Origin of the sequence: Kocuria rhizosphaericola, assembly GCF_044462205.1 — a bacterium.
Classification (GTDB): Bacteria; Actinomycetota; Actinomycetes; order Actinomycetales; family Micrococcaceae; genus Kocuria; species Kocuria rhizosphaericola.
The window spans coordinates 1-24,289 of sequence record NZ_JBISWK010000170.1; the positions used below are offsets into that span (position 1 = coordinate 1).

Genomic DNA, 24,289 nt, shown 5'->3' on the forward strand with positions numbered 1-24,289 from the left:
GGCCGGCACCGGCTCAGCGCGGCCCCAGGCCCAGCGGGCGCCCGGCGAGCCCGCGCGGGCGGGCGCCCAGCGCGTCGGCGACCGAGCGGAGCGCGACCGCGGCGGGCGAGCCCGGCGCCGACCACACGACCGGACGGCCCGCGTCCCCGCCCTCGCGCAGGGCGACGTCGAGGGGCACGGCGCCGAGCAGCGGCACGTCGTACTCCAGCCGGCGGGTCAGGGAGTCCGAGATCCGGGTGCCTCCGCCGGCGCCGAAGAGCTCGAGCACGCTGCCGTCCGGCATCGGCATGCCCGCCATGTTCTCGACCACCCCGGCCACCTTCTGGCCGGTCTGCACCGCGAGGGCCCCGGAGCGCTCGGCGACCTCGACGGCCGCCTGCTGGGGCGTGGAGACCACGAGCACCTCCGCCGAGGGCAGCAGCTGCGCCACGGAGATCGCGATGTCGCCCGTGCCCGGCGGGAGGTCGAGGAACAGGTGGTCCAGGTCCCCGAAGTGCACGTCCGTGAGGAACTGCTCGACGGCGCGGTGGAGCATAGGCCCGCGCCATGCCACCGGCTGGTCCGGGTCCACGAACATCCCGATCGAGATGACCTTGATCACCCCGGCGCGCCCGGAGTCCTCCCGCGCCTCCTCGGGGACCTCCACGACGGGGGGCAGGATCATGTCCCCGACCTGGGTGGGCGCCCGGTCGATGCCGAGCAGCCCGGGGACGGAGAAGCCGTGGACGTCCGCGTCCACGATGCCCACCGACCGGCCCCGCGCGGCCAGCGCCGCGGCGAGGTTGACGGTGACCGTCGACTTGCCGACCCCGCCCTTGCCACTGGTCACGGCGTGCACCCGCGTCAGGGAGGACGGGTCGTTGAAGGGCACGGTCCGGGTGTGGCCCACCCGGTCCTTGAGGGCGGTGCGCTGCTCGGGGGTCATGACCCCGATCCGCACGTCCACGGAGCGCACCCCGTCCACGGTCCCCACGGCGTCCCGGACGTCCTGCTCGATGGTGGAACGGAGGGGGCAGCCGCTGATCGTGAGCAGCACGTGCACGGCGGCGTGGCCGGCGTCGTCGAGCGCGGCGGAGCGGATCATCCCCAGCTCGGTCACGGGCCGGCGCAGCTCGGGGTCGAGCACCCGGTCGAGCGCCGCGCGCAGCGCGGGGTCGAGTGCCTCGGGGGTCAGGACGTCGTCGGGGCGGGGCTCAGGCACGGGGGATCCCTCGGGTCTCGGAGGTGGCGGGGCGGTCGGGGTTCCTGCTCCTGCGGCGGGCGGCCCTCCTCGGCGGGGAGCCGGGCTCGTCGGTGTCCGGGGCGTCGTCCTGGGACTCCAGGATCTCCTCGAGCACCGAGCGCAGCTCCGAGCGCACGAAGTCGCGGGTGGCGACCTCGCGCAGCGCGATCCGCAGGGACGCGATCTCCCGGGTCAGGTACTCGGTGTCGGCGAGGTTCTGCTGCGCCCGGCGGCGGTCCTCCTCCTGGGTCACCCGGTCCCGGTCGTCCTGCCGGTTCTGCGCCAGCAGCAGCAGGGGCGCCGCGTACGAGGCCTGCAGCGAGAGCATCAGCGTGAGCAGCGTGAAGTTGAGGTCCTTGGAGTCGAACTGCAGCTCCCGCGGGGCGATGGTGTTCCAGCCCAGCCACAGGGCCACGAACACGGTCATCCACAGCAGGAACTGCGGGGTGCCCATGAAGCGGGCGAAGCCCTCGGTCATCCGCCCGAAGGCGTCGGGGTTCGGCCGGAACCGGTCCAGCAGCCCGGGCCGGTGCTCGCGTGGCTGGTCGAGGGCGTTGACGCGGGTGCTGACGCGGGTGCGCCGGGGCTCGCGCTCACTCATACCGCTTGCCCACCTTCCGGATCGGGGTGCCGTCGTCGGCGGTGCGCCAGTCGTCGGGCAGCAGGGCGTCGAGGACGTCGTCGATCGTGATCGCCCCGACCACCCGGTCGTGGTCGTTGACCACCGGGATGATGGTGAGGTCGTAGGTCGCGAGCTCGCGGGCGACGTCCTGCAGGGAGGCGAGGTCGGAGACCGGCTCGAGCGAGCGGTCGATGAGGTTGCCCACGGCCTCGGGCGGGGGATAGCGCAGGAGCTTCTGGGTGTGCACCATGCCCAGGTACTTGCCGGTGGGCGTCTCCAGCGGCGGGCGGGAGACGATCACGGCCGCCGCGACGGCGGGGCTGAGCTCCTCCTGGCGGATGTGCGCGAGCGCCTCGGCCACCGTGGCCTCCGGAGGCAGGATGATCGGCACGGGGGTCATGAGCGAGCCGGCCGTGCCCTCCTCGTACTCCAGCAGACGCCGGACGTCCTCGGCGTCCTCGGGCTGCATGAGCGCGAGCAGCCCCTCGGCCTGGGCGTCGGGCAGCTCGTTGAGCAGGTCGGCGGCGTCGTCGGGCTCCATCTCCTCGAGCACCGTGGCCGCGCGGTCCGGCTCCATGTTGGTGAGGATGTAGACCTGGTCCTCCTCCGGGAGCTCCTCGAGGACGTCGGCGAGCCGGTCGTCCTGGAGCTCGTGCGCGATCTCGAGCATGCGCTTGGCCGACATGTCGTGGAGCTCGTCGGCGAGGTCGGCGGGCTGCTGCTCCTCGTGGGAGGCGACCCACTGGGTGGCCGGCTGATGGCCCGCGGCGGAGGGGTCGCCCGCGTCCTCCCAGTCGATGATCAGCGTCTCGTTGCGCCGGCGCATCAGCCCCCCGCCCGTGCCGGTGCGGCGGACGAAGAGCTGGGTGATCAGCCAGTCCCCGGTGTTGCGCTTGCGCTCCATCGCCATGTCCTCGACCGTGGCCGAGCCGGAGCCGTCGCGCAGCACCACGGTGCGGTCGAAGACCTCGCCGACGGCCAGGGTCTCCGCTCCGCGCTGCTCGAAGCGGCGCAGGTTCACGAGACCCGTGCTGATGATCTTCTCCGCGTCGATGCTGGTCACCCGGGTCATGGGCACGAACACCCGCTTCTTGCCGAGGACCTCCACCACGAGGCCGACCACGAGGGGGCGCTGGGAGGAGCGCCCGTACCGTGAGCTGCCGCGCATGAGCACGACGACGTCGCGCAGCCGCCCCAGACGGTCCCCCAGGGGGTCGAACACGTCGAGGCCGATCAGGCGCGCGATGAAGATCTTGTCGATGTTGCTGCTCACCGTACAAGACTACCCACCGGGTCCACGGGGCCGGGCGCGGGGCCGGGGACCCGGTGCGGCGCGCGGAGGAGTGGACGGATGGGGGAGAATGGGGGCATGAGCTCGCCACGGTCCCTGCCCCCCGCCAGTCCCGCCGTCCGCGGTCTGCCCCGCGGGGAGGTGATCGGACGCTACGGCACGTACGCCGACGCGCAGAAGGCGGTGGACCACCTCGCCGACGAGCAGTTCGAGGTGGACCGGATCGCGATCGTGGGCAACGACCTGAAGTCCGTGGAGCAGGTGACCGGCCGGCTCAGCTACCCGAAGGTCGCAGGCCAGGGCGCGCTCAACGGCATGGTCTTCGGGGCCTTCCTCGGGATGATCCTGTCGCTGCTGGGCGGGGAGCAGTGGGTGTCCACGCTGCTGGTGTCGGTGCTGATGGGCGGGGCCTTCTGGATGCTGCTCGCCACCGTCACCTATGCCATGCAGCGCGGGAAGCGGGACTTCACCTCGACCAACCAGATCGTCGCCACCTCCTACGACGTCGTGGCCGCCCCCGAGGTGGCACAGCGCGCCCAGCAGGTGCTGCAGGGGCTGCACGGACTGCAGAGCCTGCCGCGGACGGCTCCCGGGTCGCGACCCGTTCCGCAGCAGGGCCCGCAGCACGGTCCGCAACAGGACCGGTCCCTGGGGCGGCCCCCGGCCGGCGCCCCGTGGCAGCGGCCCTCCTACGGCGCCCCCGGGGAGCGGGCACCGGGTCCGGCGGGCCCCGCTCCGGCGGCCCCGCCGGAGGGCCAGGGCGAGCGGGCCGCCGCGCCCGGCCCCTCCGCGACGTTCCAGGACCTGCCCGACGGCCGGCCCCAGTACGGCATCCGGCTCCCCGCAGGGGAGCCGGCCGGGGAGGCCGGCAGGCAGGAGCCTGCCGGGCAGGAGCCCGCCGGGCAGGGCACCCGCGACCCGGACGCAGGCTCGCAGGATCCTGCCGGGCGGGACACGCCCGCCGGCGGGAGCACGTCCGCCGACACCTCCCGCTGACGACCTCCCGCCGGGCGGGAGGCCGTCTGCGGACGACCTCTCGCCGGCGAGGCCGCTTGCGGACGACCGCGGGCGGAGGGCTCAGCTCGGGTCGACGCCCTCACGGGCGTGCCACAGCCCGGTCATCCACGCCTCGACCTCGTCCGGGGTGCGGGGCAGCCCGGAGGACAGGTTGACATTGCCGTCCTCGGTGATCAGGACGTCGTCCTCGATCCGCACGCCGATCCCGCGGTACTCCTCCGGCACCGCGAGGTCCTCCTCCTTGAAGTAGAGGCCGGGCTCGATGGTGAACACCATCCCGGGCTCGATGACCCCGTCCACGTAGAGCTCCCGCTTGGCCTGCGCGCAGTCGTGCACGTCGAGGCCCAGGTGGTGGCTCGTGCCGTGCGGCATCCACCGCCGGTGGTGCTGGCCCTCCGCGGAGAGCGAGACCTCGGCGGGCACAGGAAGCAGCCCCCAGCTCTCCAGCCGCCGGGCGAGGACCTCCATGGCCGCGGCGTGCACGTCCCGGAACCGGTTGCCGGGCACCGCGGCGTCGAACGCGGCGTCGGCGGCGTCGAGGACCGCCTCGTAGATCCGCCGCTGGACCTCGGTGTAGCGCCCGTTCACGGGCAGGGTGCGGGTGATGTCCGCGGTGTAGAGGGAGTCGGCCTCCACCCCCGCGTCCACGAGGATCAGCTCCCCGGGGATGACCCTCCCGGTGTTGCGGATCCAGTGCAGGACCGTGGCGTTGTTGCCGCACGCGGCGATGGTGTCGTAGCCCAAATCGTTGCCGTCCGTGCGGGCCCGGGCGAAGAAGGCCCCCTCGACCATCCGCTCGCCGCGGTGGCGGTGCCCCGCGGCCGCGGGCAGCACGTGCACGATGTCGGTGAAGCCGGCGATGGTCGCGTCCACGGCCTCGCGCAGCTGCCCGACCTCGTGGGCGTCCTTGACGAGCCGCAGCTCCGAGAGCGCCTCGGCGAGCTCGCCGTCGAGGGCGTCCGAGGACTCGAGGTCCACCCCGGTGTTGATCCGCGAGGTGTCGACCAGGGCGTCGACGTTCAGGTCCACCTCGCGCACGAGCCGGATCCGCACGCCGCCCAGCGCGGAGGGCCCGGCGTTCTTCGTGACCGCGTCCTCGAGGCCCCCGAGGTCGCGCGTCCGCAGCCCGTATGCGGTCCCCAGCTCCTCGAGGGTGGGGCGGGGCCCGACCCAGAACTCGCCGTTCTTGGCGTCGGCGTAGAACTCCTTCGAATCCCGGCCGGCCATGGGGTGGAAGTACAGGGTGGCCTCGTGGTGGCCCCCGTCGTCGCCCGCGCCCTCCTCGACGGGTTCGAGGACCAGCACGGCGTCGGGCTCGTGGTCCACGCCCAGCCCCGTGAGGTGCGCGAACGCGGAGTGCGGCCGGAAGCGGTAGTCGGTGTCGTTGGAACGGACCTTGAGCGGCCCGGCGGGGAGCACGAGCCGCTCGCCGGGGAACCGCTCGGAGATCCGCCTCCGCCGCTCGGCGGCGTAGTCCGCGACCGCGGCCCGCTCCACGTCGGCGGGCTCCGCCTCGGCCCACTGGGACGCCATGAACTGCTGGAACGCGGCGGAGTCGGGGCGCTGGGACCGGTTCTCGACCCGGTCCGAGAGCGGCTGCGCGGCGTCCTGGGGTGTGGTGCTGTGCTCTGTCATGATTCCTTTCCTCGCGTCGTCCGTCTCATCGTGCCACGGGAGGCGGCGGGCCGTCCGGCCCGGGCCGGTATCGTGGAGCGGGTGAAGATCGACCTGCACACCCACTCGTCCGACTCCGACGGCACGGAGAGCCCGGCGGACGTCGCCCGCGCGGCGCACGCGGCGGGCCTGGACGTGTTCGCCCTCACCGACCACGACACCACGTCCGGGTGGCGGGCGGCCGGGGACGCCGCCGTGGCGCTGGGGGTCGCCTTCGTCCCGGGCATGGAGATCTCCTGCACCACCGAGGACGGGATCTCGGTGCACCTGCTGAGCTACCTGCACGACCCGGAGGAGCCGGGGCTGCTCGCCGAGGTCGAGTCCTCCCGCTGCTCCCGGCGCACCCGCGCCGAGCGCATGGTCGAGCTGCTGTCCGCGGACTACCCGATCGACTGGGACGTGGTCCTGGACCACGTGCACGAGGGCGCGACCGTGGGCCGCCCGCACATCGCCGACGCGCTGGTCAGCGTCGGGGTCGTGGAGAACCGCACCGCGGCCTTCGCCTCGGTGCTGCACAGCCGCTCCCGCTACTACGTCCCCCACTACGCGCCCGACCCGGTGCACGCGGTGCGCCTCGTGCGGGCCGCCGGGGGCGTTCCCGTGTTCGCCCATCCCCTCGCCGCGGCCCGCGGGAGGGTGGTCGGCCCGGAGGTCTTCGAGGCCATGATCGACGCCGGCCTCGGCGGGCTCGAGGTCGCGCACCGGGACAACCCCGACGACGCCCGGGCCCGGCTGGTCCGGATGGCCTCCGAGCACGACCTCGTGGTCACGGGCTCGAGCGACTACCACGGGGCCGGCAAGCCCAACCGGCTGGGCGAGAACCTGACGTCCGTCCAGTCGCTCGTGCGGATCGAGGAGCAGGCCGCCTCCGGCGTCCCCGTGCGCTACCCCTGAGCGTTCCGCCGCCGCTCCTACCACCGCCCGCGCGGTCCACAGGACCGCCGCACCCCCGGGAACCGGTGAGATTGCTCACCCGCCGCACCGGCCCGGCGGGCCCGCTCCGCCCCGCCATGACGGGCTCCAGCGACCGATCGAGGGGTCGCGGGCGCCCCGAGCCGGTCCGCGACGGTGTGTTACGTTCGGCCCGGCCGCTCCCGGAGGTGCGTCGACGCAGCAGCGCCCCCGCGCGGCACCCTCCTGACCAGCCGGCGGCCGGTGCTTCGCGGTGTCCGCCGTCCCGACGAAAGGACCTGCATGCCGCCCGCCGACATCGATCCGCCCTTCGGCCTCATCCTCACCATCGGTCTCCTCGTCCTCTTCTACGGGGGGACCTTTCTCATGTCCGTGCGCATCGGGCACAAGAAGGAGAACGCGGACAGCTACATGACGGCCGGGCACGGGGTCGGCTTCGGCGTCTCCGCGGCGTCCATGACCGCGACCTGGATCTGGGCGTCCTCGATGTACGCCTCGGTCACCTCCGGCTACACCTACGGGATCTCCGGGCCCATCCACTACGGGCTCTGGGGCGCGCTGATGATCCTGTTCATCTACCCGTTCGGCCGGCGGATCCGCAGCGTCGCCCCGCACGCCCACACCCTGGCCGAGGTCATGTACGCCCGGCACGGCCGCTCGAGCCAGCTCATGCTGGCCGGCTCCAACGTGGTGGGCAGCGTCATCAGCCTGATGTCCAACTTCATCGCCGGCGGCGCGCTCATCTCGATGCTCTCTCCGTTCAGCTTCGTGCAGGGCGTCGTCGCCATCGCCGCCGGCGTGCTGCTGTACACCCTGTGGTCCGGGTTCCGGGCCTCGGTGCTGACCGACTTCGCCCAGGTCGTGGCCATGCTCGGCGCGGTCGTGGTCATCGTCCCGGCGCTCTTCTTCCTCCTGGGCGGGCCGTCGCTGTTCACCGAGGGCGCCCAGAACCTGACGCCCGAGCAGGGCAACTTCTTCTCCGGCGACGCGTTCCTCAACCAGGGCGCACCGTACATCGCGGCCGTGCTGGCCTACGCGATCGGCAACCAGACCATCGCCCAGCGTCTCTTCGCCGTGCGCGAGGACCTCATCAAGCCGACCTTCATCACCGCGACGATCGGCTACGGCGCGACCATCATCGGCATCGGCATGATCGGGGTGCTCGCCCTCTACGCCGGGATCGAGCCCGTCGGGGGAGACACCAACAACCTGCTCCCGCAGGTGGCCGCCGGCTACCTGCCGGGCGTCCTGCTGGCCGTGTTCTTCGTCATGATCATCGGCTCGCTCTCCTCGACCGCCGACTCGGACCTCTCCGCCCTCTCCTCGATCACCATGGCGGACGTCTACGGCCAGGGCGTGCGCAGCAGGGGCCGGAAGGCCGACCCGAGGACGATGCTGCTCGTCGGCCGGCTGACCATGCTGGTGGCCACCGCCGTGGCCGTCGTGTTCGCGAGCCTGCAGCTGAACATCCTCGACCTGCTCGTGTTCGTGGGGGCGCTCTGGGGCGCACTGGTGTTCCCCGTCATCGCGAGCTTCTACTGGGGCAAGGTCACCAACAGGGCGTTCACCGTCTCGGTGCTGGCGGCCCTCGCCGTGTTCCTGCCCGTGCGCTTCGGGGCCGTCCCGGCCACCGGGCCGCTGCCGCTGCTCGTGGAGGTCCTGGCCGTGGTCGGCGTGGGCGTGGTGCTGGGCCTCATGGTCTTCGGCTTCCTGGGCACCCGCCCCGCCCTGGTCGTCGGCCTGCTGGCGGCCCTCGCCTCGGCACCCTTCGTGCTGGGCTTCCTGCGCGACTACGAGGCGCTCACGGGCTCCCTCGTCGCCTACGCGGTGAGCACGGTGGTGTGCTGGGCGATGTCCGTGCGCCACCGTGACGACTTCGACTTCGACTCGATCCGGCGGCGCACCGGCGACTTCACCGACGAAGCCGCCGCCGGGACCCCCGCCGAGACCGCCCTCACCGGCGCCCGCGGCGCGCTCTGATCCCCGACGACCCCGAAAGGACCCCCATGTCCCCGCTCGCCCTCACCGTCTACGTCCTCGTCTGGCCTCTCCTGGTGGCCGGCACCCTGGCCGTGATCTGCACCGCCTTCGGCAAGGAGGCCGCCGAGGCCAGGCGCGACGGGCACGAGCTCATCTGAGCCGGTCCCCGCGCAGGACGACGTCAGGCCCGGACCGCCGCGGCGGTCCGGGCCTGACATCCATTCCCGGGAGGATCCCGCGCTCAGTCCCACACGGTAGCCCCCGGCAGGCGGGCGCGCATGACCTCGATCGCCTCCGGGTTGCGGTCCACGCACACGAACCGCCGCTCCAGCTGCCCGGCGGCGGCGCCGAGCGTCCCCGAGCCGGCGAAGAAGTCCAGCACCCAGTCCCCGCGGGCTGAGCTGGCGGCGACCATCCGCCGCACGAGACCCACGGGCTTCTGCGTGGGGTAGCCGGTCTTCTCGCGGCCGGTGGGGGAGACGATGGTGTGCCACCACACGTCCGTGGGCAGCTTGCCCAGCCGGACCTTCTCCGGGGTCACCAGGCCGGGGGCCATGTACGGCTCCCGGTCCACCTCCGCGCTGTCGAACAGGTAGCGCTCGGGGTCCTTGACGTACACCAGGACGTTGTCGTGCTTGGCGGGCCAGCGACGCCGGGAGCGCCCGCCGTAGTCGTAGGCCCAGATGATCTCGTTGAGGAAGCACTCCCGCCCGAAGATCGCGTCCAGCATGACCTTCGCGTAGTGCACCTCCCGGTAGTCCAGGTGCAGGTACAGCGTCCCGTCCTCGGCGAGCACCCGCCACGCCTCCCGCAGGCGCGGCTCCAGGAACCCCCAGTAGTCGGCGAACGCGTCGTCGTAGCTGCGCAGGGCCCCCAGCACGGTCGTGTAGGAGCGGCCGGCGAAGCCGGTGCGATCGCCCTCGCCGGCGGCGGCCGGGGTCACGGTGGACTCCCGCCGGCGCTGGGTGCGGCCCGTGTTGAAGGGCGGATCCACATAGATCATGCGGAAGGCCCCGTCGGGCAGCCGCCGCAGGAGATCCAGGTTCTCCGCGGCGACCACCGCGTCGGGGCCCTCGGCATCGAAGGCGAAGAGGCTCACTCGCCGGCGGTGCCGCTCTGCTCCTGCCGGGCTCCGCCGCCCTGCCCGCCGCCGCGGCGGCGCCGGCGACGCCGGGTGGTGCCGTCCGAGGATCGCTCCACCGAGGTCTCGCGGGTGGTCTCGCGGGCGGTCTCGCGGGGCGCCTCGCTCGGCGGGGCGGACGTGGCGGCGTCGTCGCGGCGGCCGCGGCCCTCGCCGCGGCCGGGACCGCGACCCTCTCCGCGACCTTCTCCGCGACGTTCGCCGCGTCCTTCACCGCGGCCGGCGCCGCGGCCCTCGCCGCGGCGGGAGTCGCCGCGCTCGCGCGAACGCCCGTCCCGGCCCTCGCCGCGCGGACCGCTCTTGCGCCCGCCGGGCTCGCCGAGGTCCTCGAGCACCTCGGCGCCGAGCCCCTCGTGCGTGCGCTTGGACCGGGGGAGACGGCCCCTGGTGCCCTTCGGGATGCTCAGCTCCTCGTACAGGTGCTCGGAGGACGAGTAGGTCTCGCGGGGCTCGGGGATGCCGAGCTCCAGGGCCTTGTCGATCAGCCGCCAGCGCGGGATGTCGTCCCAGTCCACGAAGGTCACGGCGGTGCCCTTGTTGCCGGCGCGGCCGGTGCGGCCGGTGCGGTGCAGGTAGGTCTTCTCGTCCTCGGGGCACTGGAAGTTGATGACGTGCGTGACGTCCTCCACGTCGATGCCGCGGGCGGCGACGTCCGTGGCCACGAGCACGTCGACCTTGTTGTTGCGGAACGCGCGCAGCGCCTGCTCGCGCGCGCCCTGGCCCAGGTCGCCGTGCAGCGGGGCGGCGGCGAAGCCGCGGGTGATCAGCTCGTCCGCGAGCTTTGCCGCGGCCCGCTTGGTCTTGGTGAACACGATCGTGCGCCCCCGGCCCTCCGCCTGCAGGATCCGCGCCACGACCTCGTCCTTGTCGAGGTGGTGCGCCCGGTAGACCACCTGACGGATGTCCTTCTTGGTGGCGCCCTCGTCCGGCGCGGCGGCCCGGATGTGCATGGGCTTGGTCATGTAGCGGCGGGCCATGGCCACCACGGGCCCGGGCATCGTCGCCGAGAAGAGCATGGTCTGGCGGACCTCGGGCACGGCCGAGAGCAGCTTCTCGACGTCGGGCAGGAACCCGAGGTCGAGCATCTCGTCGGCCTCGTCGAGCACCACGGCCCGCACCGCGGAGAGGTCGAGGTGGCGCTGCCGGTTGAGGTCGATGAGGCGGCCGGGGGTGCCGACCACGACCTCGACGCCCGCCTGCAGCTCCTCGATCTGGGGCTCGTAGGCGCGGCCGCCGTAGATGGTCGCCACCCGGGCGTTGCGGGTCCGCGCGGCGGTCGCCAGGTCGTGGCCGACCTGGACGGCGAGCTCGCGCGTGGGCACCACGATGAGCGCCTGCGGGGCACCGGACTTCTTCAGCTGGTCCCACCCCGCGTCGCCGCGGCCCACGACGCGCTGGACCACGGGGATGCCGAAGCCGAGGGTCTTGCCCGTGCCGGTCTTGGCCTGGCCGATGATGTCCTGACCGGACAGCGCCACCGGCAGGGTCATGGCCTGGATGGGGAAGGGGTGGACGATGCCCTCAGCCGCGAGGGAGTCCACGATGTCCTGGCGCACCCCGAACTCGGCGAAGTCCTGCGGCAGCGGCTCGGGGTGCTCGGTGGTCTCGACGACCACCTCGGGGGTGCCGTCGACGGCGGTCTCGTCGCCGGGCGCGGCGGCGTCCGGTGCGGTGTCGGTGATGTAGTCGGTCACGGTCGGGTTCCTTCGTTCGGGCACGCCCGCTGAAGGGAGGGGACCGGGGTCCGGCCTCCGGGCCGCCGTGCTGGCGGCCGCCGGGGGCGTGCGTTGGGTGGAAGCCGATCGTGAGCGTGCGCCGCCTCGACCGGGCGGGCCACGGGAGCGTGGCGCCCGGATCCGGTCCTGCGCGAGGCCGCCGTGCGGGGCCTGTTCGCGGGGAGCGGGGGCGAGTAGGTGTCTGTCGTTCGTGGGATCGCGGGTACGACCGGTCATCCAGTGCGCTTAACAGTGTAGCCCGACGACCGCGCACGTTCCGTGCGGTCGCCGGGCCGGGTCCGCCGTGGCCGGCGGAGGGGGGGTATCGGCCGGGGTCTCAGTCGTCCTTCGTGAAGGGCATGAAGCCCACGGGCCGCTTCTGCTCGGCGCCGACGGCGGCGTAGCCGATGACGCCGGCGGGGACGACCGTCACGTTGCCCTTGGTGTCGGTCAGGGTCAGCGGGGTCCCGGAGGTCATGGCGGTGGTGATCAGCTCCACGGCCTCCGGCGCCTCGAGGGCCGACTCGACGACGATCTCCCGGGCGACGTGCTGAACACCGATCTTGATTTCCATGGTTCCTCCTGGACAGGGCTGCGGGCTGCGTCCCGGTCAGTCTAGGAGGGAGCTACTGCCAGTCCTCGTCGATGATCGAGATTCCGCCCCAAGCTAAACGGAAGATCTGGCGCTGGGCCTCCGCCCGCCCGCCGGTGCCCGGGTTGCGGATCCAGTGCACCGCGGCGGTCTGCGCCATGCCGGTGAGGGAGCGGGAGACGAGCACGGCGTGCGCATGGCTCAGCCCCGCGTTGGGCCCGAGCACCCCGGCGATCGAGTCCGCCACGGCCAGGTGGAAGTTCTCGAAGCGCTCCGCGACCTCCGGGTCCGCCAGCAGGTCCGACTCGAAGATCAGCCGGTGGGCCTCCGGGTTGGCCTCCACGAAGCCGAAGTAGACGTCCAGCATGGACTCCACCCGTTCGCGGTTGACGTCGCTGCCCTGCAGGGCCGAGACGAGCCCGAGGGAGAGCTCCTGGAGGTAGTGGTCCACGAGGGCGAGGTAGAGCTCACGCTTGCCGGGGAAGTGCTGGTAGAGGACGGGCTTGCTCACCTGGGCGGCGTCGGCGATGTCGTCCATGGACGACCCGTGGTAGCCGTTCGAGGAGAACACGGTCAGCGCCGTCTCGAGCAGCTGCCGCCGGCGGGCCTCGCGCGGGAGGCGCGCGGGGCGGCCTCTCCTGGTCTCAGTCATGAACCGTTCCTCCTCAACCGGCCGGCGGTGCCGGCCGAACGAATGCCGCCCTACCCCGCTGCCTGGGGGCGGCGGGTGACCTCCGGCGGCGCCGCGGCCGCGGGAGGCGCGGTCCGCTCCGCGGCGGGCGCGGGGACCTCGATCCCGTACAGCGCCGCGAGGCCGGTGATGTACTCGTCCTGCCGGCCCTGCGCGGCGAGCTCGCGGGCGCGAACGGTGGGGGTGTGCAGGAGGGACCGCACCATGCGGCGCATCGCGAGCTCGATCTGCTCCTGCGCGGCGGTGCACCCGTGGTGGGAGGTGACCTTCTCGAGCTCGGCGTCCAGGACGGCCATGGTGTGCTTGCGCAGGGCCACGATGGCAGCGTCCATGTCGCGCGCGTCCTGGCTTGCCGCGAACTCCTGGGCGGCGCGCTCGACGATCCCGCTCGCGGCGTCGACGGACTCCCGGGTCTCGTCGGGGGCGGCCACGCGCACCGACTCCAGGGTGATGAGCTCCACGCCGGGCAGGTCCGCCACGGCGGGGTCGAAGTCCCGGGTGAGAGCGAGGTCGACCACGGTGCGGGGCCCGGCGGGGAGCGAGGCGGCGCCCATGGGGGCGGAGCCGCCGCTGCAGCCGATGACGACGTCGGCGCGCTCCAGGGCCGCGGCCAGCTCCTCGGCCCCCACCGGCGTGCCGCCGCGGTTCTCCGTGAACTGCCCGGCCCGGCCCGACGCCGAGTACACCTCGATGTCCGCGCAGCCACGGTCGCGGAGGGCGGCCATGGTCGCACCCGCGTAGGCGCCCGTGCCGAACACCAGGGCCCGGCGCGAGGGCCAGGTGCCGGTCGTGACGTCGTCGGCGAGGTCCAGGGCCACGGAGACGATGGAACGGCCCCGCTCGCCGAGGGCGGTCTGCGTGCCCACCTGGCGGGCGGTGCGGGCGGCGGCCTCGAACAGCCGCAGGAGCGTGCCGGAGACCGTCCCGGCCTGCTGGGCGTCGTTGAGGGCACGCCGGACCTGTCCGGTGATCTCGCGCTCGCCCACCACGGCGGACTCCAGGCCGGAGACCACGGTGAACAGGTGGCGCGCGGCGCCGGAGTCGGTGAAGGCCCGCAGGGAACCGGCCACGAACTCGGGGTCGAGCCCGGCACGCGAGCCGATCTGCTCGGCGAGCTCGGCCCGCAGCCGGTCCAGCGCCGCCCCGGAGGGGGCGCCCGGCACGTCCTCGAGCTCGCCGTAGATCTCGAGCCGGTTGCACGTCGAGAGGGTCACGGCGCCCCGGAGGGGGCCGCTGCGGACCATCTCCTCGGACAGCCCGAGCGCACCGGTGCTGAGACGCGCAACGGTGTTCAGATCGACGTTCTGGTGTGAGGCGACGAGTGCGAAGAGGACCACAGTGCATTCATACTAGACGGTCACCGCGGATCCGCGCCTCGGTGACGTCCGAGAGACCGCTCACGTCCGTCACCGTGGGCCGTGCCGGTCCGGGTGACGCTGCGTCGGTAAACGACGTCGGTGTTCCTTGGCACAATGGGAGCACTATGCCTACCACCCCTGAGACGGCGAGCACGCCGGACACGTCGACCGCAGCCGTTCCCGGGCACTCCACGGGCGGCACCCACCCCTCGGCGGCCTTCCGGCGCCTGACCGGATCGCTCGGGGCGCTGCCGCAGGGCCATCCGCTGCGCACCGCCGGCACCCTGGACGCCCCGCTGCTGCAGGCCCTCACGGGCCGCGCGCCCGACCGCCGCCCGGTGTGGTTCATGCGGCAGGCGGGGCGGTCGCTGCCGGAGTACCGGTCCCTGCGCCAGGGCACCGCGATGCTCGACGCCTGCCTGGACCCCGCGATGGCCGCCGAGATCACGCTCCAGCCGGTGCGCCGGCACGACGTCGACGCCGCCATCTTCTTCTCCGACATCGTGGTGCCCATGCGCGTGGCCGGGGTGGACGTCGAGATCGTCCCGGGCCGCGGGCCCGTGCTGGAGCGTCCCGTGCGCACGGCCGCCGACGTCGCCGCCCTCCCCGAGCTCGACGAGGCGGCCCTCGACCCCATCCGGGAGGCCGTCGCCCGCACCGTCGCGGAGCTCGGCACGACCCCGCTGGTCGGCTTCGCCGGGGCGCCGTTCACCGTGGCCGCCTACATGGTCGAGGGCGGGCCCTCCCGGGACCACCTGCTGCCGCGCACGATGATGCACGCCGATCCGGGCACGTGGCGGGCGCTCGCCGAGTGGGCGGCCCGGACGTCCGGCGCGTTCCTGCGCGCCCAGGTCGAGGCCGGGGCCTCGGCCGTGCAGCTCTTCGACTCCTGGGCGGGGTCCCTGTCCCTGGCCGACTACACCGGCCACGTCCTGGAGCACTCGGCGGCCGCGCTGCGCGCCGTCGAGGACCTCGCCGTGCCCCGCGTCCACTTCGGGACGGGCACGGGCGAGCTCCTCGTCGCGATGCGGGACGCCGGCGCGGACGCGGTGGGCGTGGACTACCGGATCCCCCTGGCCGAGGCCAACCGGCGGCTCGGCGGCTCCACCGTGCTGCAGGGCAACATCGACCCGGCCCTGCTCGCCGCGCCCTGGCCCGTGCTCGCCGAGCACGTGCGCGAGGTGCTGCGCGGCGGGGCCTCGGCCCCGGGGCACGTCGTCAACCTGGGCCACGGCGTCCCGCCGGGGACCGACCCGCAGGTGCTCACCGACCTCGTGTCCCTCGTCCACGGCCAGCCGCTGGAGCAGTCCCCGGGCGGTGGCCGGCCGTGAGCGCGGAGCCGGACGGCACGCCCGCCCGGCGGACCCCGCCCCGCTCCGCCCTCGTGGTGGGCGGAGGGGTCTCCGGGCTCGTGGCCGCGCGCGACCTGGCCGCCCGCGGTCTGCGCGTCACGCTGGTCGAGGCCGAGGACCACCTCGGCGGAGCCGTGGGCGCCCACCAGGTGGCGGGCCTCGTGCTGGACTCCGGCGCCGAGTCCTTCGCGACCCGCTCCCGCGCGGTCCCCGATCTGCTGGAGGAGCTCGGGCTCGGCGGGCGCGTGGTGCACCCCAACCGTTCCGGCTCGTGGCTGTTCCTGCCGGAGGGCGCCGTGCCCGCGCCCGACTCCGGGATCCTGGGCATCCCCGCGGACCCCACCGCCCCCCGGCTGCGCGCGGCCCTCGGCCGGGCCGGCATGCTGCGCGCCGGTCTCGACCGCAGGCTGCCGGCATTCGTCGGCATGACCGAGCGCTCCCTCGGCGGCCTCGTCCGGGCCCGGATGGGGGATCGGGTGGTCGACCGGCTCGTGGCGCCGTTCGCCACGGGCGTCCACTCCGCCCACCCCGACGACCTCGACGTCGACGCCGTGGCCCCCGGACTGCGCCGGGCCCTGCGCGAGCACGGCTCCCTCGGCGCCGCGGCGGGCGCGCTGCGCCGCGCCGCGCCCGCGGGGGCGAACGTGGCGGGGCTGCGCGGCGGCATGAACGCCCTGTCCGAGACGCTCGTGCACGACCTCGAGCGGGCGGGCGTGAAGCTCGTCACCGGCTACGACGTCATCGCCCTCGACCGCGACCCCCGGCGCGAGGGCTGGATGGTCATCCAGCGCCAGCCGCGCCACGGCCACAAGACCGCCGTGGCGCGGGGCGAGCTGCTCGTGATGGCCACCGACGGCACGACCGCGGTCCGTCTCCTCGCCGGCCACGAGGACGGGCTCCAGCGCTTCGCCCCCCAGGCCGGGCCGCAGGTGGCCCTGGCCACGCTCGTGGTCGAGGAACCGCGCCTCGACGGCGCACCCCGGGGCACCGGCCTGCTCGTGAGCGAGGACGCCCGCGGCGTGCGCGCCAAGGCCCTCACCCACGCCAGCGCCAAGTGGGACTGGGTGCGGGAGGCCGCCGGACCCGGACGGCACGTGCTGCGGCTCTCCTACGGCCGCGCCCAGACCGACGCCGACGCCGTCCCGCCGGAGGTGGCCCTGCCCGACGACCAGCTCATCCGCCTGGCGCTCTCCGACGCCTCGACCCTCATGGGGATGCCCCTGCGCCCCGGCCAGCTCGTCGGCGCGGACATCGTGCGCTGGCGCTCCGCGCTGCCCCGCGCCGGCGTCGGGCACGCCCGGCGCGTCGCCGACTTCCGGCGGGCGCTCGCCGTGCTGCCCGACGCCGTCGCCGTCGGCGGGTGGCTCGCGGGCACGGGCCTCGCCTCCGTCGTCGCCGACACCCGATCCCAGGTCCGCGCCCTGCTCGCCGAGGCGGGCGTCGCGGACCGCGCCGCGCCGGCCGCCCCCGGGCCGGTACGGACCCCACCGACCAGCACCCGACGAAAGGACTGACGCCTTGTCCCACGACACCAGCTCCCAGGAGAACGGCGGCCGGCCGGCCGCCGGCCCCGAGCCGACGGAGGACGGGGGCGCCGAGCAGCTGCACTGGGCCGTCTGGTCCGTGTTCGCCCGCCCCGCCGGCGGCGCCGAGGCCCGCACGGCCGGCGACGACGCCTCGGCGGCCGCCGAGTTCGACGGCGTGGTCGAGCAGCTCGCGGCCGAGGGCGTGACGCTGCGCGGCGTCTACGACGTCTCGGGGATGCGCGAGGACGCCGACGTCCTCACGTGGTTGCACGGCGACGACCCGCAGGTGCTCCAGTCCGCGGTCCGCCGGCTGCGCCGCACGGAGCTGCTGGCGGACACCGGGCAGGTCTGGAACGCGATGGGGGTCCACCGGGACGCCGAGTTCACCCGGAACCACTCGCCGTCCTTCGCCCGCGGCCTCGCGCCGGAGGACTGGGTCTGCGTCTACCCGTTCGTGCGCTCCTACGAGTGGTACTACATGAATCCCCAGCGCCGCGCCGAGATGCTGCGCAACCACGGCATGGCCGCGCGCGACTACCCGCAGGTCCTCGCCAACACCATCGCGTGCTTCGGGCTCAACGACTACGAGTGGCTGCTCGCGCTGGAGGCCCCCGAGCTGGTGGACCTCGTCGACGTCATGCGGGCCTTCCGCAACACGGAGGCCCGGCTGCACGTGCGCGAGGAGACGCCGTTCTACACGGGCCGCCGGATCGGCGCCGAGGAGCTCGCGGAGGTGCTCCGGTGAGCGGGGAGAACGCCCTGTCGCGGGCCCGGGCGCACGCCCCCGAGCACTACGACGCCGTCGTCCTCTCGTCCTTCGGAGGACCCGAGGGGCAGGACGACGTCCTGCCGTTCCTGCGCAACGTCACGCGGGGCCGCGGCATCCCCGACGAGCGGCTCGAGGAGGTCGCCACCCACTACCGGGCCAACGGCGGCGTGAGCCCCATCAACGCCCAGAACCGGGCGCTGCGCTCCGCCCTCGAGGCCGAGCTGCTCGGCCGGGGCCTGAGCGTGCCCGTGCTGTGGGCCAACCGCAACTGGGCGCCCTACGTGACGGACGTGCTGCGGGAGTGCCACGCCCGCGGGATGCGCAGGCTCCTGGTGCTCGCCACCAGCGCCTACTCCAGCTACTCCGGCTGCCGCCAGTACCGCGAGGACTACGGCGTGGCGCTCGAGGAGCTCGGCCTCACGGGCGAGATGCAGGTCGACAAGGTCCACCAGTACTACGACTCCGATGGCTTCGTGCAGCCCTTCGTCGAGGGCCTCCGGGAGGGCCTCGCGCAGGTGCGCGGGCGGCTCGGCGCCGACGGCGGCAGGATCGCGGTCCTGTTCTGCACCCACTCCATCCCCACGACCGACGCCGAGGCCTCCGGGCCGGCGCGGATGGACTTCGAGGAGAACTCCGCCTACGTCGCCCAGCACCTGGCCGTGGCGCGGACCGTGCTGGAGCGCGTGGGGCCCGAGGAGCTCGGGGACCACACCTGGGACCTCGTCTACCAGTCCCGCTCCGGACCCCCGCAGGTGCCGTGGCTCGAGCCCGACGTCAACGACGCGCTCGAGGAGGTCGCCGCGCGCGGCGTCGCCGGCGTGGTCCTCGTGCCGCTGGGCTTCGTCTCCGACCACATGGAGGTCAAGTGGGACCTCGACACCGAGGCCCTCGAGACCTGCGAGCGGCTCGGCCTGCCGGCCGTGCGAACCCCCACCGCCGGGACGCACCCGGAGTTCGTGACCGGGCTCGCGGACCTCGTGGAGCAGCGGATCGCCGGGCGCACCGCCCCACCCCGGGTCTCGGCCTGCGCCCAGGGCACGTGGTTCGACGACTGTGCCCCGGACTGCTGCGTCAAGGTGCTGCGCGGCGCCACCGGGCCCCGCCCGACGATCGCCCAGCGCCCGCACGGCGAGCCCCTCCCGGTCGACCTCGACGAGGCCGGGGAGGTGCGGTACGCGTGACGGCCACGAACGAGCCGGGGCTCCCGGCGTTCCGGGTCGGGACCCGCGGCTCCCGGCTCGCGCTCACCCAGACCACCACGGCGGCCCGAGCCGTCGCGGCGGCGTGCGGGCTGGAGCCGGAGCTCGTCACGATCCGCACCGAGGGCGACGTGCTCACCGGGCCCCTGTCCCAGATGGGAGGCACCGGGGTCTTCGCCACGGCGCTGCGGGCCGCGCTGCTGGCCGGCTCCGTGGACCTGGCCGTGCACTCCCTCAAGGATCTGCCCACCGCACCCGTGCCGGGCCTCGAGGTCGCCGCGGTGCCGGTGCGGGAGGACCCCCGGGACGCCCTGTGCGCCCGCGACGGGCTGACCCTGTCCGGGCTGCCCGCCGGGGCGAAGGTCGGCACCGGCTCCCCGCGCCGCGCGGCACAGCTGCGCGCGGCGCGCCCGGACCTGGGGATCGTCGACATCCGCGGCAACGTGGGCACCCGGCTGGGGCGGGTGGCCCCCGGCGACCTCGACGCCGTGGTGCTCGCCGCCTCCGGTCTCCGGCGGCTCGGGCTGGAGGACGCGATCACCGAGCTCATCGACCCGTCCGTCATGCTCCCCGCACCCGGCCAGGGCGCCCTGGCCCTGGAGTGCCGCACCGAGGACGCCTCCGGCGACGCCCCGCTCGCCGCCGGCCTCGCCGCGGTGGACCACGCCGAGACCCGCATGGCCGTGACCGCCGAGCGGGCGCTGCTGACCCGGCTCGAGGCCGGGTGCGCGGCGCCGGTGGGAACCTTCGGGCGGATCGAGGGCGGCGAGCTCGTGCTCGACGTCGTCGTGGCCGACCCGGACGGCAGCCGGCTCATGCGCCGCAGCGGACGCACCGCGGAGGGCGGCGCCGACGCCGCCCGAGGCCTCGGCTTCCGGCTGGGCGACGAGCTGCTCGCCGACGGCGCCGGCCGACTGGCCCGGTTGACGCTCTGAGCCCCGTGCCGCCCACCGGCCCCGCCGACCGCTCCGGCGACCCCGCCGCCGCCCTGCGCGGCGCCAGGGTCGTCGTCACCCGATCCGCGGACCGGGCCCGGGAACTCGTGGAGCTGCTGCGCGGGCACGGGGCGCGGGTCCGGCTCGCCCCGCTGCTCGCGGCCACCCTGCCCCGCGACACCGGCCCCGTGAGCGCCCTCCTGGACCGTGCTGCGGACCCGGGGTCCGCCGCACGGTCCTGGCTGGCGGTGACCTCGGTGAACACGGTCCGGGCGCTGCGAGCCGTGGCCGGGGACCCTGCCGGTGCCGCGCTCGGCGACCGGTTCGCGGCCGCACGGCGGGCCGGTCTGCGCGTCGCCGCGGTGGGGGACGCCACGGCCGCGGCGCTCGCGGCGGCCGGACTGGCGCCCGACCTGGTGCCCGGCAGCGCGCACTCGGCCGCCGGGCTGCTTGCCGACTGGCCGCCGGAGCGCGCGCCCGGCACGGTCCTGCTGCCGCTCTCCGCGCGGGCGCGGCCCGCCCTCGCGTCCGGCCTGACCGCCCGGGGGTACCGCGTCCTGACGGCCACGGCCTACGAGACCGTGCCCTGGCCGGCCCCCGCGCCCCTCGTGCGGCCGGCCCCGGACGACGACGTGGAGGAGCTCCACCGGACGGACCTGCTGACGGCCCTGGCCGCGGGCGAGGTCGACGCCGTGGTCCTCACGGCGCCGTCCCACCTCGCCGAGCTCGCCGGCGACGACCCCGCCGTCCTGGCGAGCACCGTCCTCGTGGCCATCGGCGAGCCGACGCGCCGCGCCGCCGCCGAGCGCGGCCTGCCGTCCGTGGCCGCGGCCCTGCCCACGCCGCAGGGGATCCGCGACGCCCTCGCCCGGGCCCTCGCGGATCAGGGCCCGGCGGCCAGCGCCGCTCCGGCGGAACCCGCGCCGACCGTGCCGGTCCCCACCTCACCGGCCGGGCCGAGCCCGGCCCCACCTGCACCGACGACACCGATCCCGACGACCGAGGAGACGAACTCCGTGACCCACCGACCCCCGCGCTACGACCTGGTCTCCCGCCCGCGCCGCCTGCGCACCACCCCGGCCGTGCGCCGTCTCGCCGCGCAGACCAGGGTCCACCCGTCCGACCTCATCCTGCCCGTGTTCGTCCGGGAGGGCCTCGCCGAGCCCGCCCCGCTCGGCTCCATGCCGGGGGTCGTCCAGCACTCCATGGACTCCCTCCGGCGCGCCGCCGCCGAGGCGGCGGCCAAGGGCCTCGGCGGCTTCATGGTCTTCGGCGTGCCCGCCGAGCGCGACCCCGAGGGAAGTGCCGGGTGCGACCCCGAGGGGATCCTGAACCGGGCGCTGCGCGCCGTCCGCGCCGAGGTCGGCGACGACCTCGTGGTCATGGCCGACCTGTGCCTGGACGAGTTCACCGACCACGGCCACTGCGGCGTCCTGGCGGACGACGGGACCGTGGACAACGACGCGACGCTGGAGATCTACGGCCGGATGGCCGTGGCCCAGGCCGAGGCGGGCGCCCACGTGCTCGGCCCCTCCGGCATGATGGACGGCCAGGTCGGCGTGATCCGCGCCGCCCTGGACGAGGCCGGGCACTCCGGCGTCGCCGTCCTGGCCTACTCCGCGAAGTACTCCTCCGCGTTCTACGGCCCGTTCCGGGAGGCCGTGGACTCCCAGCTCCAGGGCGACCGCCGCACCTACCAGATGGACCCCGCCAACCGCCGGGAGGCGCTGTACGAGCTGCAGCTGGACCTGGACGAGGGCGCCGACATGGTCATGGTCAAACCGGCCATGAGCTACCTCGACATCCTCCGCGACGTGGCCGAGGTCTCCCCGGTGCCCGTCTCCGCGTACCAGATCTCCGGCGAGTACGCCATGATCGAGGCCGCCGCCGCCAACGGCTGGATCGACCGGAAGGCCGCGGTCCAGGAGTCCGTGCTGTCCATCCGCCGCGCGGGCGCCGACTCCGTGCTCACCTACTTCGCCGTCGAGCTCGCGGACTGGTTCCGCGACGAGAACGGCCTCTCCTGACCCCCACCGTCCCCCGAGCCGGCACCCCCGGCGGAAGGAAGCAGACAGAACCCATGAGCGTTTCCCAGGAACTCTTCGACCGCGCGCGCAAGGTCATGCCCGGCGGGGTCAACTCCCCGGTGCGCGCCTTCGCGTCCGTGGGCGGCACCCCGCCCTTCATCACCGCGGCCAAGGGGCCGTACCTCACCGACGCCGACGGCCGCGAGTACGTCGACCTCGTCAGCTCGTGGGGGCCCGCCCTCGTCGGGCACTCCCACCCGGCCGTCATCGAGGCCGTGCACGAGGCCGTGGAGCGCGGCCTGTCCTTCGGGGCGACGACGCGCGGGGAGACCGAGCTGGCCGAGCTCGTGGTCGACCGGGTCGGCGCGATCGACGAGCTGCGCATGGTCTCGACCGGCACCGAGGCGGCCATGACCGCGATCCGCCTGGCGCGCGGCGTGACCGGCCGGGACCTCGTCGTGAAGTTCGCCGGGTGCTACCACGGGCACGTGGACTCCCTGCTGTCGGAGGCCGGCTCCGGCGTCGCGACCCTCGCCCTGCCCGGCTCCGCCGGGGTCACCGCGGCCACCGCGGCCGAGACCCTGGTGCTGCCCTACAACGACCTCGCCGCCGTGGAGGAGGCCTTCGCCGCCCACCCGGGCCGGATCGCGGCCGTCATCACCGAGGGCGCGCCCGCCAACATGGGCGTGGTCACCCCCGGCGAGGGCTTCAACGCGGGGCTGCGCCGGATCACCCGCGAGCACGGGGCCCTGATGGTCTTCGACGAGGTCCTGACCGGCTTCCGCGTGCACGAGGCCGGGTACTGGGGCCTCACGGCCGCCGGCGAGGACGGCTGGGAGCCCGACCTGTTCATGTTCGGCAAGGTCATCGGCGGCGGCCTGCCGGTCGCCGGCGTGGGCGGACGGGCCGAGGTCATGAACCACCTGGCGCCCCTGGGGCCCGTCTACCAGGCCGGGACCCTGTCGGGGAACCCGGTGGCGATGGCGGCGGGGGCGGCGACCCTGCGCACCGCGGACCGGATCGCCTACCAGACCGTCGACCGGCGCTCGGCGCAGCTCCAGGAGGCGGTGCGCGCCGCGCTCACGGAGGCCGGGGTCGACCACTCGATCCAGTCGGCCGGCAGCCTGTTCTCGGTGGCCTTCGGCACCTCCGCCACCGGTGTGCACGACTACGCGCAGGCGAAGGCGCAGGAGACGTTCCGCTACCCGGCGTTCTTCCACGCGATGCTCGACCAGGGCGTCTACCTGCCCCCGTCGGTGTTCGAGGCGTGGTTCCTCTCCGCCGCGCACGACGACGCCGCGATGGACCGGATCGTCTCCGCCCTGCCGGCCGCGGCCCGCGCGGCCGCCGAGGCCCGGCCGGCGGCCTGACCCCGGGCCGCACCGCCGTCCCGGGGAGCGCTCAGGCGTCCTCGGGGCGGCGGAGCGGCCAGGCGCCGTCGACCACGGCGTCCGGCCGGGTCCGGCGGAAGTACTCCTGGAGGCTCGCGGCCTGCTCGGCGGCCCACCCGATCTGGTCGGCGTGCAGCGCGGCGGCGGGGCGGACCAGCTCCGGGAAGCGGCGGGCCATCAGCACCGCGAGCCGTTCCGTGGCGACGGAGTCCGCCGCCGAGGTGTGCGCCGCGGTGAGCTCGACGCCGTACTCCTCGCACAGCGCCCCGAGGGTGCGCTTGCCGCGCCGGTACCGGTGCACCTGCTTGTTGAGCACGTAGGGGTCCAGCACCGGGAAGGGCTGCGGCACCTCGACCCCGTGGCGCCGGCCCTCGTGGGCGAGGACCGTGAAGTCGTAGGAGGCGTTGAACACCAGCACGGGCGTGCCCGCGGCGAAGAGGGCGTCCAGGACGCCGGCGATCTCCGCGACCACCTCCGCGGCGGGCCGTCCCTCGGCGCGGGCCCGGTCGGTGCTCACCCCGTGCACGGCGGCGGCCTCCTCGGGGATCTCGACCCCCGGGTCCGCCAGCCACTCCCACTCGTCCGTCACGGCGCCCGCGGCGTCGGTGCGCACCACGGAGGCCGTGACGATGCGGGCCGTGTGCGGGTCGCGGCCGGTCGTCTCGAGGTCGAACGAGGCGCGCGGACCCTCGGTCCACGCGGGACCCCCGTCCGGGACCTCGGAGGACTCCTCGAGGTCGAAGAGCACGTCCTGCGCCGCGGCGTCGTCCGGCGCGGGAGGACCGGTCCGCGGCGCGCGCAGCGGGGCGGCGTCGAACAGGGGCAGCTGGTCGGTGGGGCCGGCGGGGCCTGAGGGCGAGGACATGGCTCCCACC

At 74.7% G+C, this 24,289-nt stretch carries 21 protein-coding genes and 1 pseudogene; 12 read left to right on the forward strand and 10 right to left on the reverse strand.

From position 1 onward, the window contains the following. Positions 1 to 13 precede the first annotated feature (13 nt). The 3 genes from ACH9D2_RS17250 to ACH9D2_RS17260 are packed head-to-tail and all read right to left on the reverse strand — an operon-like array spanning position 14 to position 3,117. Entirely contained in the window at positions 14 to 1,201 is a 1,188-nt protein-coding gene (locus ACH9D2_RS17250; protein ID WP_396364056.1) for a P-loop NTPase, read from the reverse strand. Further along, positions 1,194 to 1,823 carry a DUF1003 domain-containing protein gene (locus ACH9D2_RS17255; RefSeq protein ID WP_396364057.1) on the reverse strand — a complete coding sequence of 210 codons (630 nt, stop codon included), beginning with the start codon at positions 1,821 to 1,823 and terminating at the stop codon, positions 1,194 to 1,196. Before ACH9D2_RS17255 ends, ACH9D2_RS17250 begins: the two co-directional genes overlap by 8 nt. Continuing rightward, positions 1,816 to 3,117 (reverse strand): magnesium transporter MgtE N-terminal domain-containing protein, encoded by a 1,302-nt coding sequence (locus tag ACH9D2_RS17260; protein WP_396364058.1) that lies wholly within the window; start codon positions 3,115 to 3,117, stop codon positions 1,816 to 1,818. The genes ACH9D2_RS17255 and ACH9D2_RS17260 overlap by 8 nt, the downstream gene beginning before the upstream one ends. 96 nt (positions 3,118 to 3,213) lie before the next feature. Between ACH9D2_RS17260 and ACH9D2_RS17265 the strand changes: the two genes are divergently transcribed. Then, a complete protein-coding gene (locus ACH9D2_RS17265) occupies positions 3,214 to 4,131 on the forward strand; it encodes a general stress protein (protein WP_396364059.1) in 918 nt (305 codons plus the stop codon). Between the two features lie 81 nt (positions 4,132 to 4,212). On the opposite strand, the gene ACH9D2_RS17270 is transcribed toward ACH9D2_RS17265, so the two are convergent. Beyond that, positions 4,213 to 5,787, reverse strand: a complete 1,575-nt coding sequence (locus ACH9D2_RS17270) for an aminopeptidase P family protein (protein WP_396364060.1) — start codon at positions 5,785 to 5,787, stop codon at positions 4,213 to 4,215. Between the two features lie 81 nt (positions 5,788 to 5,868). Between ACH9D2_RS17270 and ACH9D2_RS17275 the strand changes: the two genes are divergently transcribed. The 3 genes from ACH9D2_RS17275 to ACH9D2_RS17285 all read left to right on the forward strand — a co-directional run bounded on the left by ACH9D2_RS17275 (position 5,869) and on the right by ACH9D2_RS17285 (position 8,876). Beyond that, positions 5,869 to 6,720 carry a PHP domain-containing protein gene (locus ACH9D2_RS17275; protein ID WP_396364061.1) on the forward strand — a complete coding sequence of 284 codons (852 nt, stop codon included), beginning with the start codon at positions 5,869 to 5,871 and terminating at the stop codon, positions 6,718 to 6,720. 300 nt (positions 6,721 to 7,020) lie between these two features. Beyond that, positions 7,021 to 8,718, forward strand: coding sequence for a sodium:solute symporter family transporter (locus tag ACH9D2_RS17280; protein WP_396364062.1), 1,698 nt, complete (start codon positions 7,021 to 7,023; stop codon positions 8,716 to 8,718). A gap of 26 nt (positions 8,719 to 8,744) precedes the next feature. Continuing rightward, positions 8,745 to 8,876: a putative transporter small subunit gene (locus tag ACH9D2_RS17285; protein ID WP_396364063.1), complete on the forward strand. Its 132-nt coding sequence runs from the start codon at positions 8,745 to 8,747 to the stop codon at positions 8,874 to 8,876. Positions 8,877 to 8,959: 83 nt separating this feature from the next. Here the strand turns inward: ACH9D2_RS17285 and ACH9D2_RS17290 are convergent, their stop codons facing one another. The 5 genes from ACH9D2_RS17290 to ACH9D2_RS17310 form a co-directional block, all read right to left on the reverse strand. Further along, entirely contained in the window at positions 8,960 to 9,817 is an 858-nt protein-coding gene (locus tag ACH9D2_RS17290) for a DNA-methyltransferase (RefSeq protein WP_396364064.1), read from the reverse strand. After that, a complete protein-coding gene (locus tag ACH9D2_RS17295) occupies positions 9,814 to 11,553 on the reverse strand; it encodes a DEAD/DEAH box helicase (RefSeq protein ID WP_396364065.1) in 1,740 nt (579 codons plus the stop codon). The genes ACH9D2_RS17290 and ACH9D2_RS17295 overlap by 4 nt, the downstream gene beginning before the upstream one ends. A 358-nt stretch (positions 11,554 to 11,911) precedes the next feature. After that, positions 11,912 to 12,148, reverse strand: coding sequence for a DUF3107 domain-containing protein (locus ACH9D2_RS17300; protein ID WP_396364066.1), 237 nt, complete (start codon positions 12,146 to 12,148; stop codon positions 11,912 to 11,914). Between the two features lie 52 nt (positions 12,149 to 12,200). Next, positions 12,201 to 12,818, reverse strand: coding sequence for a TetR/AcrR family transcriptional regulator (locus ACH9D2_RS17305; RefSeq protein WP_396364067.1), 618 nt, complete (start codon positions 12,816 to 12,818; stop codon positions 12,201 to 12,203). Between the two features lie 50 nt (positions 12,819 to 12,868). Next, complete coding sequence (locus ACH9D2_RS17310) at positions 12,869 to 14,194, reverse strand: glutamyl-tRNA reductase (protein WP_396364068.1); 1,326 nt, start codon at positions 14,192 to 14,194, stop codon at positions 12,869 to 12,871. 146 nt (positions 14,195 to 14,340) lie between these two features. On the opposite strand from ACH9D2_RS17310, the gene hemE reads away from it, so the two are divergent. The 8 genes and pseudogenes from hemE to hemL all read left to right on the forward strand — a co-directional run bounded on the left by hemE (position 14,341) and on the right by hemL (position 23,393). After that, on the forward strand, positions 14,341 to 15,546 hold the full coding sequence (gene hemE, locus ACH9D2_RS17315) for a uroporphyrinogen decarboxylase (protein ID WP_396364069.1): 1,206 nt from the start codon (positions 14,341 to 14,343) through the stop codon (positions 15,544 to 15,546). Beyond that, positions 15,543 to 17,081, forward strand: a complete 1,539-nt coding sequence (hemG, locus tag ACH9D2_RS17320) for a protoporphyrinogen oxidase (RefSeq protein ID WP_396364070.1) — start codon at positions 15,543 to 15,545, stop codon at positions 17,079 to 17,081. The genes hemE and hemG overlap by 4 nt, the downstream gene beginning before the upstream one ends. A gap of 4 nt (positions 17,082 to 17,085) precedes the next feature. Beyond that, on the forward strand, positions 17,086 to 17,838 hold the full coding sequence (gene hemQ, locus ACH9D2_RS17325; RefSeq protein ID WP_396364071.1) for a hydrogen peroxide-dependent heme synthase: 753 nt from the start codon (positions 17,086 to 17,088) through the stop codon (positions 17,836 to 17,838). Next, entirely contained in the window at positions 17,835 to 19,043 is a 1,209-nt protein-coding gene (locus ACH9D2_RS17330; protein WP_396364072.1) for a ferrochelatase, read from the forward strand. Before hemQ ends, ACH9D2_RS17330 begins: the two co-directional genes overlap by 4 nt. Continuing rightward, positions 19,040 to 19,996 carry a hydroxymethylbilane synthase gene (gene hemC, locus ACH9D2_RS17335; RefSeq protein WP_396364073.1) on the forward strand — a complete coding sequence of 319 codons (957 nt, stop codon included), beginning with the start codon at positions 19,040 to 19,042 and terminating at the stop codon, positions 19,994 to 19,996. The genes ACH9D2_RS17330 and hemC overlap by 4 nt, the downstream gene beginning before the upstream one ends. 107 nt (positions 19,997 to 20,103) lie before the next feature. After that, positions 20,104 to 20,835 (forward strand): annotated as a pseudogene (locus tag ACH9D2_RS17340) (uroporphyrinogen-III synthase); the annotation flags it as partial. A 177-nt stretch (positions 20,836 to 21,012) separates the two neighbouring features. Next, entirely contained in the window at positions 21,013 to 22,023 is a 1,011-nt protein-coding gene (gene hemB, locus ACH9D2_RS17345; protein WP_396364102.1) for a porphobilinogen synthase, read from the forward strand. A gap of 53 nt (positions 22,024 to 22,076) precedes the next feature. Beyond that, the gene (gene hemL, locus ACH9D2_RS17350) at positions 22,077 to 23,393 is read left to right on the forward strand and encodes a glutamate-1-semialdehyde 2,1-aminomutase (RefSeq protein ID WP_396364074.1); all 1,317 of its coding nucleotides are present in this window, start codon (positions 22,077 to 22,079) and stop codon (positions 23,391 to 23,393) included. A 31-nt stretch (positions 23,394 to 23,424) separates the two neighbouring features. Here hemL and ACH9D2_RS17355 read toward each other — a convergent pair whose 3' ends face one another. Continuing rightward, a complete protein-coding gene (locus tag ACH9D2_RS17355) occupies positions 23,425 to 24,279 on the reverse strand; it encodes a 3'-5' exonuclease (RefSeq protein ID WP_396364075.1) in 855 nt (284 codons plus the stop codon). Positions 24,280 to 24,289 lie beyond the last annotated feature (10 nt).